The organism is Mycolicibacterium obuense, assembly GCF_055397605.1.
In genome coordinates this window covers 2,369,088-2,384,689 of record NZ_AP043663.1, presented here as the reverse complement: position 1 = coordinate 2,384,689, position 15,602 = coordinate 2,369,088, and the positions used below count along the sequence as shown (strand labels likewise).

The 15,602-nt window shown below is 69.0% G+C and carries 14 protein-coding genes; 2 read left to right on the top strand and 12 right to left on the bottom strand.

Annotated features, from left to right (window positions below):
- Nucleotides 1-31 precede the first annotated feature (31 nt).
- The 12 genes from metK to pyrR all read right to left on the bottom strand — a co-directional run bounded on the left by metK (nt 32) and on the right by pyrR (nt 12,924).
- A complete protein-coding gene (metK, locus tag ACZ50N_RS11445; RefSeq protein WP_073685123.1) occupies nt 32-1,240 on the bottom strand; it encodes a methionine adenosyltransferase in 1,209 nt (402 codons plus the stop codon).
- Nucleotides 1,241-1,371: 131 nt separating this feature from the next.
- Entirely contained in the window at nt 1,372-2,616 is a 1,245-nt protein-coding gene (gene coaBC / locus ACZ50N_RS11440; protein WP_073685124.1) for a bifunctional phosphopantothenoylcysteine decarboxylase/phosphopantothenate--cysteine ligase CoaBC, read from the bottom strand.
- An 18-nt stretch (nt 2,617-2,634) separates the two neighbouring features.
- Nucleotides 2,635-2,949, bottom strand: coding sequence for a DNA-directed RNA polymerase subunit omega (rpoZ, locus tag ACZ50N_RS11435; RefSeq protein ID WP_043408498.1), 315 nt, complete (start codon nt 2,947-2,949; stop codon nt 2,635-2,637).
- A gap of 44 nt (nt 2,950-2,993) precedes the next feature.
- Nucleotides 2,994-3,605 (bottom strand): guanylate kinase, encoded by a 612-nt coding sequence (gene gmk, locus ACZ50N_RS11430; RefSeq protein WP_046365760.1) that lies wholly within the window; start codon nt 3,603-3,605, stop codon nt 2,994-2,996.
- A 10-nt stretch (nt 3,606-3,615) separates the two neighbouring features.
- Complete coding sequence (mihF, locus tag ACZ50N_RS11425) at nt 3,616-3,933, bottom strand: integration host factor, actinobacterial type (RefSeq protein WP_003932123.1); 318 nt, start codon at nt 3,931-3,933, stop codon at nt 3,616-3,618.
- 367 nt (nt 3,934-4,300) lie between these two features.
- Nucleotides 4,301-5,116 (bottom strand): orotidine-5'-phosphate decarboxylase, encoded by an 816-nt coding sequence (pyrF, locus tag ACZ50N_RS11420; protein ID WP_464468221.1) that lies wholly within the window; start codon nt 5,114-5,116, stop codon nt 4,301-4,303.
- A 3-nt stretch (nt 5,117-5,119) separates the two neighbouring features.
- Nucleotides 5,120-8,458: a carbamoyl-phosphate synthase large subunit gene (gene carB / locus ACZ50N_RS11415; RefSeq protein WP_464475400.1), complete on the bottom strand. Its 3,339-nt coding sequence runs from the start codon at nt 8,456-8,458 to the stop codon at nt 5,120-5,122.
- Nucleotides 8,459-9,583 (bottom strand): glutamine-hydrolyzing carbamoyl-phosphate synthase small subunit, encoded by a 1,125-nt coding sequence (carA, locus tag ACZ50N_RS11410; protein ID WP_464475399.1) that lies wholly within the window; start codon nt 9,581-9,583, stop codon nt 8,459-8,461.
- A complete protein-coding gene (locus ACZ50N_RS11405) occupies nt 9,580-10,083 on the bottom strand; it encodes a PH-like domain-containing protein (protein WP_046365764.1) in 504 nt (167 codons plus the stop codon). Before ACZ50N_RS11405 ends, carA begins: the two co-directional genes overlap by 4 nt.
- Nucleotides 10,080-11,372, bottom strand: a complete 1,293-nt coding sequence (locus tag ACZ50N_RS11400; protein ID WP_464475398.1) for a dihydroorotase — start codon at nt 11,370-11,372, stop codon at nt 10,080-10,082. Before ACZ50N_RS11400 ends, ACZ50N_RS11405 begins: the two co-directional genes overlap by 4 nt.
- Entirely contained in the window at nt 11,369-12,358 is a 990-nt protein-coding gene (locus ACZ50N_RS11395; protein ID WP_046365766.1) for an aspartate carbamoyltransferase catalytic subunit, read from the bottom strand. The genes ACZ50N_RS11400 and ACZ50N_RS11395 overlap by 4 nt, the downstream gene beginning before the upstream one ends.
- Complete coding sequence (pyrR, locus tag ACZ50N_RS11390; protein WP_073682594.1) at nt 12,355-12,924, bottom strand: bifunctional pyr operon transcriptional regulator/uracil phosphoribosyltransferase PyrR; 570 nt, start codon at nt 12,922-12,924, stop codon at nt 12,355-12,357. The genes ACZ50N_RS11395 and pyrR overlap by 4 nt, the downstream gene beginning before the upstream one ends.
- 113 nt (nt 12,925-13,037) lie before the next feature.
- Between pyrR and ACZ50N_RS11385 the strand changes: the two genes are divergently transcribed.
- Both ACZ50N_RS11385 and ACZ50N_RS11380 read left to right on the top strand, forming a co-directional pair.
- Complete coding sequence (locus ACZ50N_RS11385) at nt 13,038-14,243, top strand: serine hydrolase domain-containing protein (protein WP_464475397.1); 1,206 nt, start codon at nt 13,038-13,040, stop codon at nt 14,241-14,243.
- Nucleotides 14,244-14,280: 37 nt separating this feature from the next.
- Nucleotides 14,281-15,579: an HNH endonuclease gene (locus ACZ50N_RS11380; protein WP_464475396.1), complete on the top strand. Its 1,299-nt coding sequence runs from the start codon at nt 14,281-14,283 to the stop codon at nt 15,577-15,579.
- Nucleotides 15,580-15,602: the final 23 nt, after the last annotated feature.

Genomic DNA, 15,602 nt, shown 5'->3' with positions numbered 1-15,602 from the left:
ACGCGGCTCGTGCCTCGCCGCTTGATCGTCGTCAGACGGCGCTCTTCAGGTCGTCGACCTTGTTCAGCTGCTCCCACGGCAGGTCGATGTCGGTGCGGCCGAAGTGGCCGTAGGCCGCGGTCGGCGCGTAGATCGGGCGCAGCAGGTCGAGGTCGCGGACGATCGCGCCGGGACGCAGGTCGAACACCTCGAGAATGGCCTTCTCGATCTTCACCGGGTCGACGGTTTCGGAGCCGAAAGTCTCCACGAACAGACCGACCGGGGCGGCCTTGCCGATCGCGTAGGCGATCTGGACCTCGACACGCTCGGCCAGGCCGGCGGCGACGACGTTCTTGGCGACCCAGCGCATCGCGTAGGCGGCCGAGCGGTCCACCTTGGACGGGTCCTTGCCGGAGAAGGCGCCACCGCCGTGGCGGGCCCAGCCGCCGTAGGTGTCGACGATGATCTTCCGGCCGGTCAGGCCCGCGTCGCCCATCGGTCCGCCGAGGACGAACTTGCCGGTCGGGTTGACGAGGATGCGCGGGTTCGAGGTGTCCAGCGTCTCGTGGCCGAGCTCGGTCAACACCGCGTCGATCACGTGCTGCTTGATCTCCGGGGCGAGCTGGCTGTCCAGCTCGATGCCGTCGGCGTGCTGGGTGGACAGCACCACGGTGTCCAGGCGCACCGGCGTCGTGCCGTCGTACTGGACGGTGACCTGGGTCTTGCCGTCGGGACGCAGGTAATCCAGCGTGCCGTTCTTGCGGACCTCGGTCAGCTTGCGCGACAGCCGGTGTGCCAGGGCGATCGGCAACGGCATCAGTTCGGGGGTGTCGGCGATCGCGTAGCCGAACATCAGGCCCTGGTCGCCGGCGCCCTGGGAGTCCAGCGGGTCGGCCGCGCCCTCGACACGGGTTTCGTGGGCGGTGTCCACGCCCTGGGCGATGTCGGGCGACTGCGCGCCGATCCCGATGTTCACACCGCAGGTGGCCCCGTCGAAGCCCTTGTCGGAGTGGTCGTAGCCGATGTCGAGGATGCGAGCGCGCACGGTGTTGGTGATGTCGGCGAACGCCTCTTTGGCCGCGGTCGTCACCTCGCCCACCACGTGCACCTGGCCGGTCGTGACCAGGGTCTCGACCGCGACACGGGACTTCGGATCGCCGGCCAGCAGTGCGTCGAGCACCGAATCGCTGATCGCGTCACAGATCTTGTCCGGGTGCCCCTCGGTCACCGACTCACTGGTAAACAGCCGAGCATCACTCACGTGCGATCCCTTTCAGTTCCACTGTCTGTGCTGGCACACGGCGGCGCCTTAAGCACCCAAGCGTGTCCCCCGGTGGCGCGCAACCCTTATGCGCACGCCTTGTCTGTCGTTCACGGCCTGTCGTTCGCCGCTCACCTGCTCTGCAGGAAGCCGGCGATCGCGTCCACAATACGGCTCGCCATCACCGTCTTCGAACCGTGCTCCAGCGCGGCCTCCGTGCCGTCGGCGGACAGTAGCCAGCCGTCGTTGTGGTCGACCTCGAAGGCCCGGTTCTCGCCGACGGCGTTGACGACGAGAAGATCGCACCCTTTGCGGGCGAGCTTGGCGCGCGCGTGGAACAGCACGTCTCCGTTGGCGTCGCCGGTTTCTGCGGCGAATCCGACAATGGCACGCATGTTGGGTAGCTGCCCGTCGTCTCGGGCGCGCACCGCGCCGGCGAGTACGTCATCGTTGCGGATCAGCTCGATGGTCGGCTCACCCTCGCCGGCCGGGCCCTTCTTGATCTTGGTGAGCACCGGGTTGGCAGGCCGGAAATCGGCGACGGCCGCCGCCATCACCAGCACATTGGCTGCCGCGGCGTGCTTGGACACCGCGTCGCGGAGCTGGGTGGCCGACCCGACGTGCTCGACGTGCACGCCGGCCGGATCGATCAGCCCGGCGGTGTGCCCGGCGATCAGCGTCACGTCCGCGCCGCGCTGGGCCATCACGCGGGCCAGCGCATAGCCCTGTTTTCCTGAACTGCGGTTACCGATGAACCGGACGGGATCGATCGGCTCGCGGGTGCCGCCGGCGGTCACCAGCACCTTCACCCCGGCCAGGTCGTAGGGCAGCGCGTCGCCGCGCGCCAGGAGCAGCTGGGCGAGGGTGCTGATCTCCTCGGCCTCCGGTAGCCGGCCGGGACCGGTGTCGGCGCCGGTGAGCCGCCCCGACGCGGGTTCCATCACCACCGCGCCGCGGCGACGCAGGGTCGCGACGTTCTCGGCCGTCGCCGGGTGGAACCACATCTCGGTGTGCATCGCGGGTGCGTACAGCACCGGACATCGCGCGGTCAGCAGGGTGGCGGTGAGCAGGTCGTCGGCGCGCCCGATCGTGGCGCGGGCCAGCAGGTCCGCGGTGGCCGGGGCCACGACGACGAGGTCGGCGCCCTGCCCGATCCGGACATGCGGGACTTCGTGGACGTCGTCGAAGACGCCCGTGTGCACGGGATTACCGGACAGTGCCTCGAAGGTGGCCGCGCCGACGAATTTGAGCGCCGATTCGGTGGGCACCACCCGCACGGAGTGGCCGGCCTCGGTGAGCTGACGGACCACGGTCGCCGCCTTGTAGGCGGCGATGCCGCCGGCGACGCCGACGATGATCCGCTTGCGATCGGCCATGGTGGGCCGCAGCCGCTTCTACTCGCCCTCGGTGTGCTCGAGCAGGTCCTCGTGGATCTCGCGCATCGCGATCGAGAGCGGCTTCTCCTGCAGTCCCGGCTCGACGAGCGGGCCGACGTACTCGAGGATCCCGTCACCGAGCTGGTTGTAGTAATCGTTGATCTGACGTGCACGCTTGGCTGCGTAGATCACCAGCGCGTACTTGCTCGACGCGCGGTCCAGCAACTCGTCGATGGGCGGGTTGGTGATGCCCAACGGCGTGTCGTAGGCGCTGGCGGCGGACGGATCGAGGTCCACGGCGGCCAGCCGCGTGTCGGCGTGCGGGGTGCTCACGAAAAAGATCTCCTGGCGATTCGAATCGAGAAATTCACTACTGATCAAGACTGATCGGGACGCACCGGTGTGCGGGCCACCAGCAAGGATACCAACGCAGCGCACGCCGATTCCACTTCCGTGTTGACGACGACCTCGTCGAAGTCGCCCTGAGCGGCCAATTCGGTGCGGGCGGTCGCCAGTCGGCGGGCCATCACCTCGGCGGTCTCGGTGCCGCGGCCGGTCAATCGGTGCTCCAGTGCCTCCCAGCTGGGTGGCGCGAGGAACACCGTCAGCGCCTCCGGCATGGCGGCCTTCACCGCCCGCGCCCCGGCCAGATCGACCTCGATGAGTACGGGACGGCCCTCCGCAGTGGCGGCGCGGACCGGGGCGGCCGGCGTACCGGAACGGTGCAAGCCGCCGTGGATCTCCGCCCACTCCAGCAGCTCACCGTCGTCGATGAGCTGCTGGAATCGCTCGGGCGAGACAAATGAATAGTCGATGCCGTCGATCTCGCCCGGCCGCGGCGCCCGGGTCGTCACCGACACGCTGAAGTGCAGGTCGGCGACGCGATCCCGCACGCATTTCACGACGGTCGATTTACCGACGGCAGATGGGCCGGACAGCACCAGGACCGGAGCCCGTGGGTGCGTATCCGGCCCCCCGCCTTCGCTCACTGACCTCCCTTTACGAGAAGTCGAACTTTTCCAGCAGGGCCTTGCGCTGGCGATCACCCAGGCCACGCAGCCTGCGGGTCGGGGCGATCTCGAGCTCGGTCATGATCTCCTGCGCCTTGACCTTGCCGACCTTGGGCAGAGCCTCCAGCAGAGCGGAGACCTTCATCTTGCCCAGGACCTCGTCGGTCTCGGCGTCCTTGAGGACCTGCTTGAGGTTGGTGCCGCCGCGCTTGAGCCGATCCTTGAGCTCGGCACGCGCTCGACGTGCGGCAGCAGCCTTCTCCAACGCTGCCGCGCGCTGTTCGTCGGTCAACTGGGGAAGGGCCACGGGTTCCTCCGTATCGTCACCATCTGTTTTTCTCTCGACTGGTCGTGGTGGATCGCGAACCAGCCAGCGTGGACGACCGTACCCACGCGGGCTGACGAAAGCTAACCCCACCCCCGGGTTCTGCGACCAAAAGCCCAGCGTGTAGGGCGCAACGGGGTGAGCGGCGGGTTCGGCGCGTCGGCACGGCCAGCGCTTGCCGAAATCGACCGCTGCGACGGAAACCCCTGCTCATCGGCTGTTTTCTCGCGACCTCGCGATGACGGCCGGCGCTGACCATTTCGTCAACGGTTGTCACACCCGCCACAGGCGGGTGTGTCGAGAAATTTTCCCTGGTCAGTCGGCCTCGGGCGTGTCGCAGCAGCTCTGCTCAGCCCTGCAGATAGGCAACCGCGTCGCGCATGCGTTCGGCTGCCGCGCGCACCGCTGCCGGGTCCGGACCGGCCCGCAGGACCTCGCGGGAGACCGCGGGCAGCAGTTGTCCCGGCAGGGCCCCTCCCAGGCCCGCCAGCGCCTCGGGGCGGCCGCCCTGCGCACCGACACCGGGAACCAGCACGGGCCCACCCAGGGCGCTCACATCGGGCGGGTCGACCAACGTCGCGCCGACGACCACACCGACCGATCCGTTCCGTCCGCCGGCGTTGACCGCGGCGGCGGCGTCGACGATCGACTGCGCGATCGTGCGCCCGCCGGCGTCGGCCCGCTGCACGGAGGCGCCCTCGGGATTGGAGGTGGCCGCGAGCACGAACACGCCCCGCCCGTGGGCCTCGGCGGTGTCCAGCAGCGGCTGCAGCGACCCGAAGCCCAGATACGGCGACGCCGTGACGGCGTCGGCGGCCAGCGGTGACTCCCCCGCCCAGGCAGCGGCATAGGCGGCCATCGTCGAGCCGATGTCGCCCCGTTTGGCGTCGGCGAGCACGAGCACGCCCTCGGCGCGCAGCGCGGCGATCGTGCGCTCCAACACCGCGAAGCCCGCCGACCCGTAGGCCTCGAAGAACGCCACCTGCGGCTTGACCACCGCGAAGCCGGCGAACGCCGCGACACAGATGTCGCTGAACCGGGCCAGCCCGTCGACGTCGGTGCTCAGCCCCCAGTCCCGAAGCAGCTCGGGGTGCGGGTCGATGCCCGGACACAGCGGGCCGCGACTGGCCATCGCGTCGGACAGCCGGTCACCGAACCCGCCCACCGGTCAGGACCCCAGCGCGCTGTGCAGCTCCTGCAGCGACATCACACCGATGTCTCCGCGGATGCCGGCCTCGATCCCCTGCACGGCCGCTGATGCGCCCTGCACCGTGGTGACGCACGGGATGTTCATCGCCACGGCGGCCGAGCGGATCTCGTAACCGTCGATGCGCGGGCCGGAGTTGCCGTACGGGGTGTTGATCACCATCTGCACGTCGCCGGCCTTGATCGCGTCGACGGCCGACACCGCGGGCCGATCCGGGCTGGGCTCCTCGAAGTGCTTGCGCACCTCGTCACACGGAATCCCGTTGCGGCGCAACATCTCCGCGGTTCCCTCGGTGGCCAGGATGTGGAATCCGAGATCGGCGAGACGCTTCACCGGGAACACCAGGGAACGCTTGTCGCGGTTGGCGACCGACACGAACACTGTGCCCTGGGCGGGCAGCGAGCCGTAGGCGGCCGTCTGGCTCTTGGCGAACGAACTCCCGAAGTCGTGGGCAATGCCCATCACCTCGCCGGTGGACTTCATCTCCGGGCCGAGCAGCGAATCGATCTGGCTGCCGTCGTGCTTGCGGAAGCGGTGGAACGGCAGGACGGCTTCCTTGACCGCCACCGGGGCGTTGCGCGGCACCGTCGCCCCGTCGCCCTCGGCGACGAGCAGACCTTCGTCGCGCAACCCGGCGATCGTGGCGCCCAGCATGATCCGCGCGCAGGCCTTGGCCAGCGGTACCGCGGTCGCCTTCGAGACGAACGGCACGGTGCGGCTGGCGCGGGGGTTGGCCTCCAGCACGTAGAGCACGTCGTCCTTGAGGGCGTACTGCACGTTGAGCAGGCCGACCACGCCGACGCCGAAGGCGATCGCCTCGGTGGCGCGCCGGACGGCCTCGATGTCGCTGCGGCCCAACGTCACCGGCGGTAGCGCACAGGCAGAGTCGCCGGAGTGGATGCCGGCCTCCTCGATGTGCTCCATGATGCCGCCGATGTAGACCTCGGTGCCGTCGCACAGCGCATCGACGTCGATCTCGATGGCGTCTTCGAGGAAGCGGTCGACGAGCACTGGGTGCTCGGGTGAGAGCTGGGTGGCCCGGGTGATGTAGCCCTCGAGCGTGCTCTCGTCGTAGACGATCTCCATGCCGCGCCCGCCGAGCACGTAGGACGGTCGCACCAGCACCGGGTAGCCGATCTCGGCGGCGATGCGGCGGGCCTGCTCGAAGCTGGTCGCCATGCCGAAGCGGGGTGCGGGCAGACCGGCGTTGGTGAGCACCTCGCCGAAGCGGCCGCGGTCCTCGGCCAGGTCGATCGCCTCGGGCAGCGTGCCCACGATCGGCACGCCGGCCTTCTCCAGGCGCGCCGCCAGCCCCAGCGGGGTCTGGCCGCCGAGCTGGACGATGACACCGACGACGCCGGGGCCGCCGCGCCCGGAGTACTGCTCGGCGAAGTAGACCTCGAGGACGTCCTCGAACGTCAGCGGCTCGAAGTAGAGCCGGTCGGCGGTGTCGTAGTCGGTGGAGACCGTCTCGGGATTGCAGTTGACCATCACCGTCTCGAACCCGGCCTGGCTCAGCGTGGTCGCCGCATGCACGCAGCTGTAGTCGAACTCGATGCCCTGCCCGATGCGGTTGGGGCCGGAGCCGAGGATCAGCACCTTGGGCTTCTCGGCCTGCGGCGCCACCTCGCTCTCGGCGGCGGGATCGAGTTCGTAGCTGCTGTAGTGGTACGGCGTCTTGGCCTCGAACTCCGCGGCGCAGGTGTCGACGGTCTTGTAGACCGGATGGATGCCGAGGCGGCGACGCAGGGCTCGCACCCCCTCTTCACCCGCCAACTCCGGTCGCAGCGCCGCGATCTGACGATCCGAGAGCCCGTTGTGCTTGCTCCGCCGCAGCAGATCCTCACCGAGCACCGGCGCATCGATGATCTCGGCGCGCAGCTCGACCAGACCGCTGATCTGGTCGACGAACCACGGGTCGACACCCGAGGCCTCGGCGACCTCTTCCACGCTGGCGCCGAGCCGCAGTGCGTATTCGATGTCGTAGAGCCTGCCGTCGGTGGGCGTGCGCAGGCGGTCGAGCACCTCGTCCACGTCGGCATCGTCGTCGGGGCCGGTCCAGAAGCCGAGTTTCGTGGTCTCCAGGGACCGCATCACCTTCCCGAGTGCCTCGATGAAGTTGCGGCCCAACGACATCGCCTCGCCGACCGACTTCATGGTGGTGGTCAGCGTGGCGTCGGCGCCGGGGAACTTCTCGAACGCGAACCGGGGCGCCTTGACCACGACGTAGTCCAGCGTCGGCTCGAAGCAGGCCGGCGTCTCCTTGGTGATGTCGTTGACGATCTCGTCGAGCGTGTAGCCGATGGCCAGCTTCGCGGCGATCTTGGCGATCGGGAAACCGGTGGCCTTCGATGCCAGCGCACTCGAGCGGGACACGCGCGGATTCATCTCGATGACGATGAGCCGGCCGTCTGTCGGGTTCACCGCGAACTGGATGTTGCAGCCGCCGGTGTCGACGCCGACCTCACGCAGGATCTCGATGCCCAGGGTGCGCATGGTCTGGTACTCGCGGTCGGTCAGCGTCATCGCCGGCGCGACGGTCACCGAGTCCCCGGTGTGCACACCCATCGGGTCGAAGTTCTCGATCGAGCAGACCACCACCACGTTGTCGTGATGGTCGCGCATCAGCTCGAGCTCGTATTCCTTCCACCCGAAGATGGATTCCTCGATCAGCACATTGGCCGACGGGGATGCAGCCAGGCCGTCGCCGGCCATCCGCTCCACATCGTCGGCGGAGTACGCCATCCCGGAGCCCAGGCCGCCCATCGTGAAGCTGGGCCGCACCACCACGGGAAGCCCGAGCTCGGCGACGGTCTCGCGGACCTCGTCCATCGTGAAACAGACCCGGGACTTCGCCGACTCGCCCCCGACCTTGGCGACGATGTCCTTGAACTTCTGCCGGTCCTCACCGCGCTGGATGGCGTCGAAATCCGCTCCGATCATCTCGACGTCGTAGCGCTCCAGGGCACCACTCTCGTACAGCGAGACCGCGGTGTTGAGCGCGGTCTGCCCGCCGAGGGTGGCCAGGACGGCGTCGATCTTGTTGCCGCGCTCGGCCTGCTGCGCGATGACCTTTTCGACGAACGCGGGCGTGATCGGCTCGACGTAGGTGTTGTCGGCGTACTCGGGGTCGGTCATGATCGTCGCCGGGTTGGAGTTGATCAGCGTGACCTGCAGGCCCTCGGCGCGCAGCACACGGCACGCCTGGGTGCCCGAGTAATCGAACTCGGCGGCCTGACCGATCAGGATCGGCCCGGACCCGATGACCAGGATGTGCTTCAGGTCGGTACGGCGCGGCATCTATTTCTCTCCCGCCATCAGGTCGATGAATTGGTCGAACAGGTAGTTGGCGTCGCGGGGGCCGGCTGCGGCCTCCGGGTGGTACTGCACGGAGAACGCCCGCCCGTTGGCCAGCGCCACGCCTTCGACGACCCCGTCGTTGGCACACGTATGGGTGACCACCGCTGTGCCGAACGGCGTGTCGAACTCTTCGCCGGCCTCCCCCTCGAGGGCGAAGCCGTGGTTCTGCGCGGTGATCGACACGCGCCCGGTGGCGTGGTCCATCACCGGGATGTTGATGCCGCGGTGCCCGAACGTCATCTTGTAGGTGCCCCGGCCCAGCGCCCGGCCCAGGATCTGATTGCCGAAGCAGATCCCGAACAACGGTGTGCCGGCGTCGATCACCTGTTTGGTGACCTCCACCAGGTGATCGGCGGTGGCGGGGTCACCCGGTCCGTTGGACAGGAAGACGCCGTCGGGGTGCAGGTCGGCGATCTCCGCGAAGTCGGCCGACGACGGCAGCACGTGGGTGCGGATGCCGCGTTCGGAGAAGTTGCGGGGGGTGTTGGTCTTGATGCCCAGATCGAGTGCCACCACGGTGAACCGTTGCGTGCCTGCGGGTTCCACGACGTAGCGGTCGGCGGTGCTGACCTCCCCGGCCAGGTCGGCACCGAGCATCGAGGCCTGGCCGCGTACCCGGGTCAGCAGCTCCTCGGTGTCGGCCAGAGCGGCTCCGGAGAACACGCCGGCCTTCATCGACCCGCGGCTGCGCAGATGACGCACCACCGCACGGGTGTCGATGCCAGCGATACCGACCACACCCTGGCGGCGCAGTTCGTCGTCGAGGGTCCCGGTGGCGCGCCAGTTCGAGGCACGCGGCGAGGGGTCGCGCACGGCGTACCCGGCGACCCAGATCTTGTCGCCGCGGCTCTCGCTGTCCTCGTCGTTCCAGCCCGTGTTGCCGATCTGCGGCGCCGTGGCCACCACGATCTGGCGGTGATAGCTGGGGTCGGTCAGGGTCTCCTGATAGCCCGACATGCCGGTGGAGAACACCGCCTCGCCCAGCGTCTCGCCTTCTGCACCGAACGGTGTGCCGGTGAAGACCCTGCCGTCTTCGAGCACGAGCACGGCCACGTTCACCGTCATGCCACCTCCTCGGGGAGCCATTTCGAATAGTCGCGCCGATTGTCGGCGCGGAAGCCGGTGTCGATTTCCACCCCGGTGGGCAGCCGCCAGCGGATCGCCAGGATGCCGTCGTGGGTCAGGGCTTTGCCTGCGAGGCTCTTCTCGGCGCGGATATCGGTGATCATCTCGTCGGGAATCCAGATGGGCCCGGCTCCGGTGCGCTGCATCATGATTCCCTCGGGGTACCGCGTCAGCACGGCTTTGGCGCGGAAGCCGAGATCCGCGGCCGCGACCCGGTCGTTCCAGTTGGGGACGAGGGTGGACCCGACGTAGAGGCCTCTGGTCGGCGAGATGATCGCCGAGCCGACGGTGTCGGGGAGCTGCGGCAGCGCACCCAGCAGTTGTGCTTGCCGCTCCGCGCGCCGCCGCCAGCCGCGCAGCATGGCGCCGATCAGCACCGCGATCAGCAGGGCCAGGACCGCGGCCATGATCAGCGAGGCCACCAGGGTTGCGGTGTTCATGCGCCCGCCTTCCCGTCGCGGGCGGTGATCCTGCCGCGCAACAGAGTCGCGGTGACGACGGCGGGCAACTCCATCTCCTCGTACGGGGTGTTGTCCGAGCGGCTGGCCAACGCCGAGCCGGTGACCGTCCATCGCGCATCCGGGTCGACGACGGTCAGGTTCGCGGGCTCCCCCACCTCCAGCGGGCGGCCCTGATCGGGCAGGCCGACGATGCGCGCGGGCGCCTCGCTCATCACCCTGGCGACGTCGCGCCAGGTCAGCAGGCCGGGCCCCACCATCGTCTCGACGACCACCGACAGCGCGGTCTGCAACCCGAGCATGCCGGGGCGGGCATGGGCGAATTCACACATCTTCTCGTGCTCAGCATGGGGCGCGTGATCGGTTGCGACACAGTCGATCACACCGTCGGCCAGGGCCTGGCGCAGCGCGACGGCATCGGCGGCCTCGCGTAGCGGCGGGTTGACGCGGTTGCGGCCGTCGTAGTCGGCGAGCCGACTGTCGTCGAGCAGGAGGTGGTGCGGGGTGACCTCCGCGGTGATCGCGATGCCCTGGTCCTTGGCCCACCGGATCAACTCGACGGTGCCTGCCGTGGAGGCGTGGCAGATGTGCACCCGGGCGCCCGCGTCGCGGGCCAGCAGCGCATCGCGGGCCACGATGGATTCCTCGGCGGCCCGCGGCCACCCGGAAAGTCCGAGCAGCGCAGCGGTGGGCCCTTCGTGCGCGACCGCGCCCACGGTCAACCGCGGCTCCTCGGCGTGCTGGGCGATCAGCACTCCCAACCCGGAGGCGTATTCCAGCGCACGGCGCATCACCAGCGGATCGTCGACGCACACCCCGTCGTCGGAGAACATCCGGACCTTGCCCACCCCGGCGGCCATCAGCCCCATCTCGGTGAGCTGCTTACCCTTCAGCCCGACGGTGACCGCGCCGACCGGGTGCACGTCGACCAGGCCGACCTGCTGTCCGCGGTGCCACACATGGTCCGTGACGACCACGGAGTCGGCCACCGGGTCGGTGTTCGCCATCGCGAACACGGCGGTGTATCCACCCAGTGCCGCTGCCGCCGAACCGGTTTCGATGTCCTCCGCGTACTCGCGGCCGGGTTCGCGCAGATGGGTGTGCAGGTCGACGAAGCCGGGCAGCAGGATCTGACCGGCCGCATCGATGACGGTGGCGTCGCTGTCGCCGGTGAGCCCCGAGCCGATCTCGGCGATCTGGCCGTCGCCGACGAGCACGTCGACGGGATCGCCCTCGCCGTAGAGCAACACGCCCTTCAGTACGACCGTCATGCGCTGATCGCCTCCACTTCGGTACCGACGAGCAGGTGGAACAGCACCGCCATCCGGACGTGCACACCGTTGGACACCTGTTGCAGCACAGCCGATTGCGACGAGTCGGCGACCGAGTGGGCGATCTCCATGCCGCGCAGCATCGGGCCGGGATGCAGGACCACCGCGTGCTCGGCCAGTTGCGCCTGACGCTTCTCCGACAGGCCGTAGCGCACCGAGTACTCGCGTGACGACGGGAAGAAGCCGCCGTTCATCCGCTCGGCCTGCACACGCAGCATCAGCACCGCATCGGCGAGCGGCAGTTCGGCATCGAGATCGTGGGAGACGGTGACCGGCCAGCCGGCGACGCCGACGGGTAGCAACGTCGGGGGCGCGACGAGCACGACTTCGGCGCCGAGGGTGTGCAGCAACGCCACATTGGAACGCGCCACGCGGCTGTGCAGGACGTCTCCGACGATCACCACGCGCTTACCGTCCACGGAGCCGAGCCGCTGCCGGATGGTCAACGCGTCGAGCAGCGCCTGGGTGGGGTGCTCATGGGTGCCGTCGCCGGCGTTGATCACCGAAGGTCCTCCCCCGAGTCGCTTCGCTCCTGCCCCCTGGGCAAGGCCCGGCTCGTCCTCCTCGCGGGTCCAGGCGGCAAGCTGCTGCGCGGCGCCCGAGGCGGGATGGCGCACGATCAGCGCATCGGCCCCGGCAGCGCGCAGCGTCAGGGCGGTGTCGCGCAGCGACTCCCCCTTGGCCACCGACGATCCCGACGAACTGACGTTGATCACGTCGGCGCTCATCCACTTGCCTGCCACCTCGAACGACACCCGCGTGCGGGTGGAGTTCTCGTAGAACATCGTGATGATCGTGCGGCCGCGCAGCGTCGGCAGCTTCTTGACCTCGCGGCCGAGCAGCGCCTCCCGGAATCGGTCGGCGTCGTCCAGGATCGCGGTCGCGTCGTCACGGCTCAGATCGGCCGCCGTCAAAAGGTGTTTCACCGTTGCGGACCTCCATGCGGTGCGATGCGGACGCCGTCGTGACCGTCGTCTTCGGTGAGTCGCACCTTGACGTTCTCACTGCGCGACGTCGGCACGTTCTTGCCGACGTAGTCGGCGCGGATCGGCAGTTCACGGTGACCGCGGTCGACCAACACCGCGAGTTGCACCGCGCGGGGTCGGCCGAGGTCGCGAAGCGCGTCGAGGGCCGAGCGCACCGACCGGCCGGTGTAGAGCACGTCGTCGACGAGGATCACCAGCGCGCCGTCGATGCCACCCTGCGGGATCGAGGTCGGCGCGAGCGCACGGGGCGGTTTCGACATCAGGTCGTCGCGGTAGAGGGTGGTGTCCAGGGCGCCGTGGGCGACATCGGTACCGCTGAATTCGACGATGTTGGCGGCCAGTCGAGTGGCCAGCGTCACTCCCCGAGTGGGGATTCCGAGGAGGATGACCCGCGGCGCGTCGGGCGCGTCCAGAGCGGTCTTCTCGATGATCTGGTGGGCGATGCGGGCGATCGTTCGGCTCACGTCCGCCGCGGACATCAGTTCCCGGTCAGTGGTGGCAGCCACGTGTAACCCGGACCTCCTTCTCCGCCTCACGGGACGGTCGTTAAAGGACGGTCAAATCGCGGCAAGGCTATCACTGCGCGCAGCTGTCGGCACCGCTGACCTACTCTGACGCGATGAACCTCGACCGCAATCAGACCTCCATCGTCGAGGCGATCGACGCAGGGCTGCTGGCCGGAGCCGTCACCCTCGTGTGGCGAGGAGGTGAGGTGCTGCAGGTCAACGAACTGGGATACCGCGACGTCGACGCCAAACTGCCCATGCAGCGCGACACCCTTTTCCGTATCGCGTCGATGACCAAGCCGGTGACGGTGGCCGCGGCGATGACGCTGATCGAGGAGGGCGCGCTCGCGCTGACGGACCGGGTCGCGACGTGGTTGCCGGAGATGGCCGACATGCGGGTGCTCGCCGACCTCGCCGGCCCGCTCGACCGGACCGTGCCGGCCCAGCGGCCGATCACGATCGAGGACCTGATGACCCATCGCAGCGGGTTGGCCTACATGTTCTCGGTCCGCGGTCCGTTGTCCGACGCCTACCGCAAACTGCCCGCCCGCCAGGATCAGGACCGCTGGCTGAGCGAGCTGGCGGCGCTTCCGTTGGTGCATCAGCCCGGCGAGCGTCTGACCTACAGCCACGCCACGGACGTTCTCGGAATCGCGCTGTCCCGCCTGACGGGCAAGCCGCTCACCGAGGTCCTGATCGAACGTGTTCTCGAGCCACTGGGCATGTCGGACACCGGTTTTCATGTCGGCCCGACGGGTCGTCGGCGTGCGGCGACCATGTACCAATTGAATCCGGACAACACGCTGCGCCACGACGTGATGGGACCCGCGCCCATCGTGGACCCACCGTTCTGCCAGGGCGGCGCGGGTCTGTGGTCGACGGTCGACGACTACCTGGCCTTCGCCCGGATGCTGCTGGCGGGCGGCACGGTGAACGGGGTGCGGGTGCTGTCCGAGGAATCGGTGCGCTTGATGCGGACCGATCGACTGACCGAGGAGCAGAAGCGCCACGACTTCCTGGGAGCGCCGTTCTGGATCGGCCGCGGGTTCGGCCTGAACCTGTCGGTGGTCATGGACCCGGCGAAGTCGCGGCAGCTGTTCGGGCCGGGCGGCGTGGGCACGTTCTCATGGCCCGGGGCGTATGGCACGTGGTGGCAGGCCGACCCGACGGCCGACGCCATCCTGATCTACCTCATCCAGAACATGCCGAGCTTGTCGACCGACGCTGCGGCGGCCGTCGCGGGAAACACGTCGCTGGCCAAGCTCGCGAGTGCGCAGCCGAAGTTCGTGCGACGAACATACGAGGCGCTCGAGCTGTAGGCGGTAGTTGTCGGCGGGCCGGTGTAGCGTCGGAAGTATGTTCGCACAGGTGTTCGATGTCGACGGGTCGGCCTCGGAGGCTGAGCTGCGCGAGGTTGTCGCCCACTGCGAACGACTGAAGGCACACGCCGCGGCGGTGCAGGCCCGCGCCACCGCCTTGTGGGCGTCCAAGCGGCGCGCCGCTGAGACCGCGGCAGGGATGCCCGCGGCGAAACGGGGTCGGGGGTTGGCTTCGGAAGTGGCGCTGGCACGGGCGGATTCTCCTGCCCGCGGGAATCAGCACCTCGGGTTCGCCCGGGCGCTGGTCGAGGAGATGCCCTACACCCTGGCCGCGCTGGAGGCCGGGGTGCTGACCGAGTGGCGGGCCACGCTGATCGTGAAACAATCCGCCTGCCTGATGGTCGAGGACCGGCGCGCGTTGGACGCCGAATTGTGCGCCGACATGCAATCGCTGGTGGGGTTGGGCAATGCCCGGATCGAGGCCGCAGCCGCGGCGATCGCCGCCCGCCTGGATGCCGCCGCGGTGGTGCAACGCAAAGAACGCGCCGCGGCGTCAGCGCGGGTGTCGACCCGGCCCGCGCCGAACGGCATGGTCTACCTGACCGCGGTGATGCCGCTCTCCCAAGGCATCGGCGTGTATGCCGCGCTGAAACGAGAAGCCGACATCTGCGGCGACGGCCGCCCGCGCGGACAGATCATGACCGACACCCTCTACCACCGGGTCACCGCCCGCCCGGCCGAGGCACCGGCGCCGATCGCGGTCAACCTGGTGATGGCCGACACCACGCTCTTCGGTGACGACGACAGCCCCGGCTGGATCGAGGGTTACGGTCCGGTGCCGGCGGCGGTCGTACGCGACCTGGTCTCCGACGCAGTCGCCGACGAAGCGGGCCAGGCATCGTTGCGGCGGCTCTACCGCCACCCACACTCGGGTCAGCTGGTCGCGATGGAATCCCGGGCCCGGATCTTCCCGAAGGGGCTGGCGATGTTCATCGGGCTCCGCGACCAGACGTGTCGCACCCCCTATTGCGACGCCCCGATCCGCCACCACGACCACGCCACCCCCGCCCGCCACGGCGGCGAGACGAGTGCACGCAACGGGCTCGGCACCTGCGCAGCCTGCAACTACGCCAAAGAAGCTTCCGGCTGGCAGGTCACCACCACCGACGAACAGGGCCGCCACACCGCCGAGTATCGAACCCCCACCGGCGCGGTCTACCACTCCACCGCACCACCCCTGCCCGGACCCTCGGTACGCCGCCGCTACAGCGTCATCGAAGGCGGGCTCAGCATCGACATCGTGGAATTGGGGGTCGAACTGAAACGCTCGGCATGAGGGTGATAGATGCTGCCGCGCAG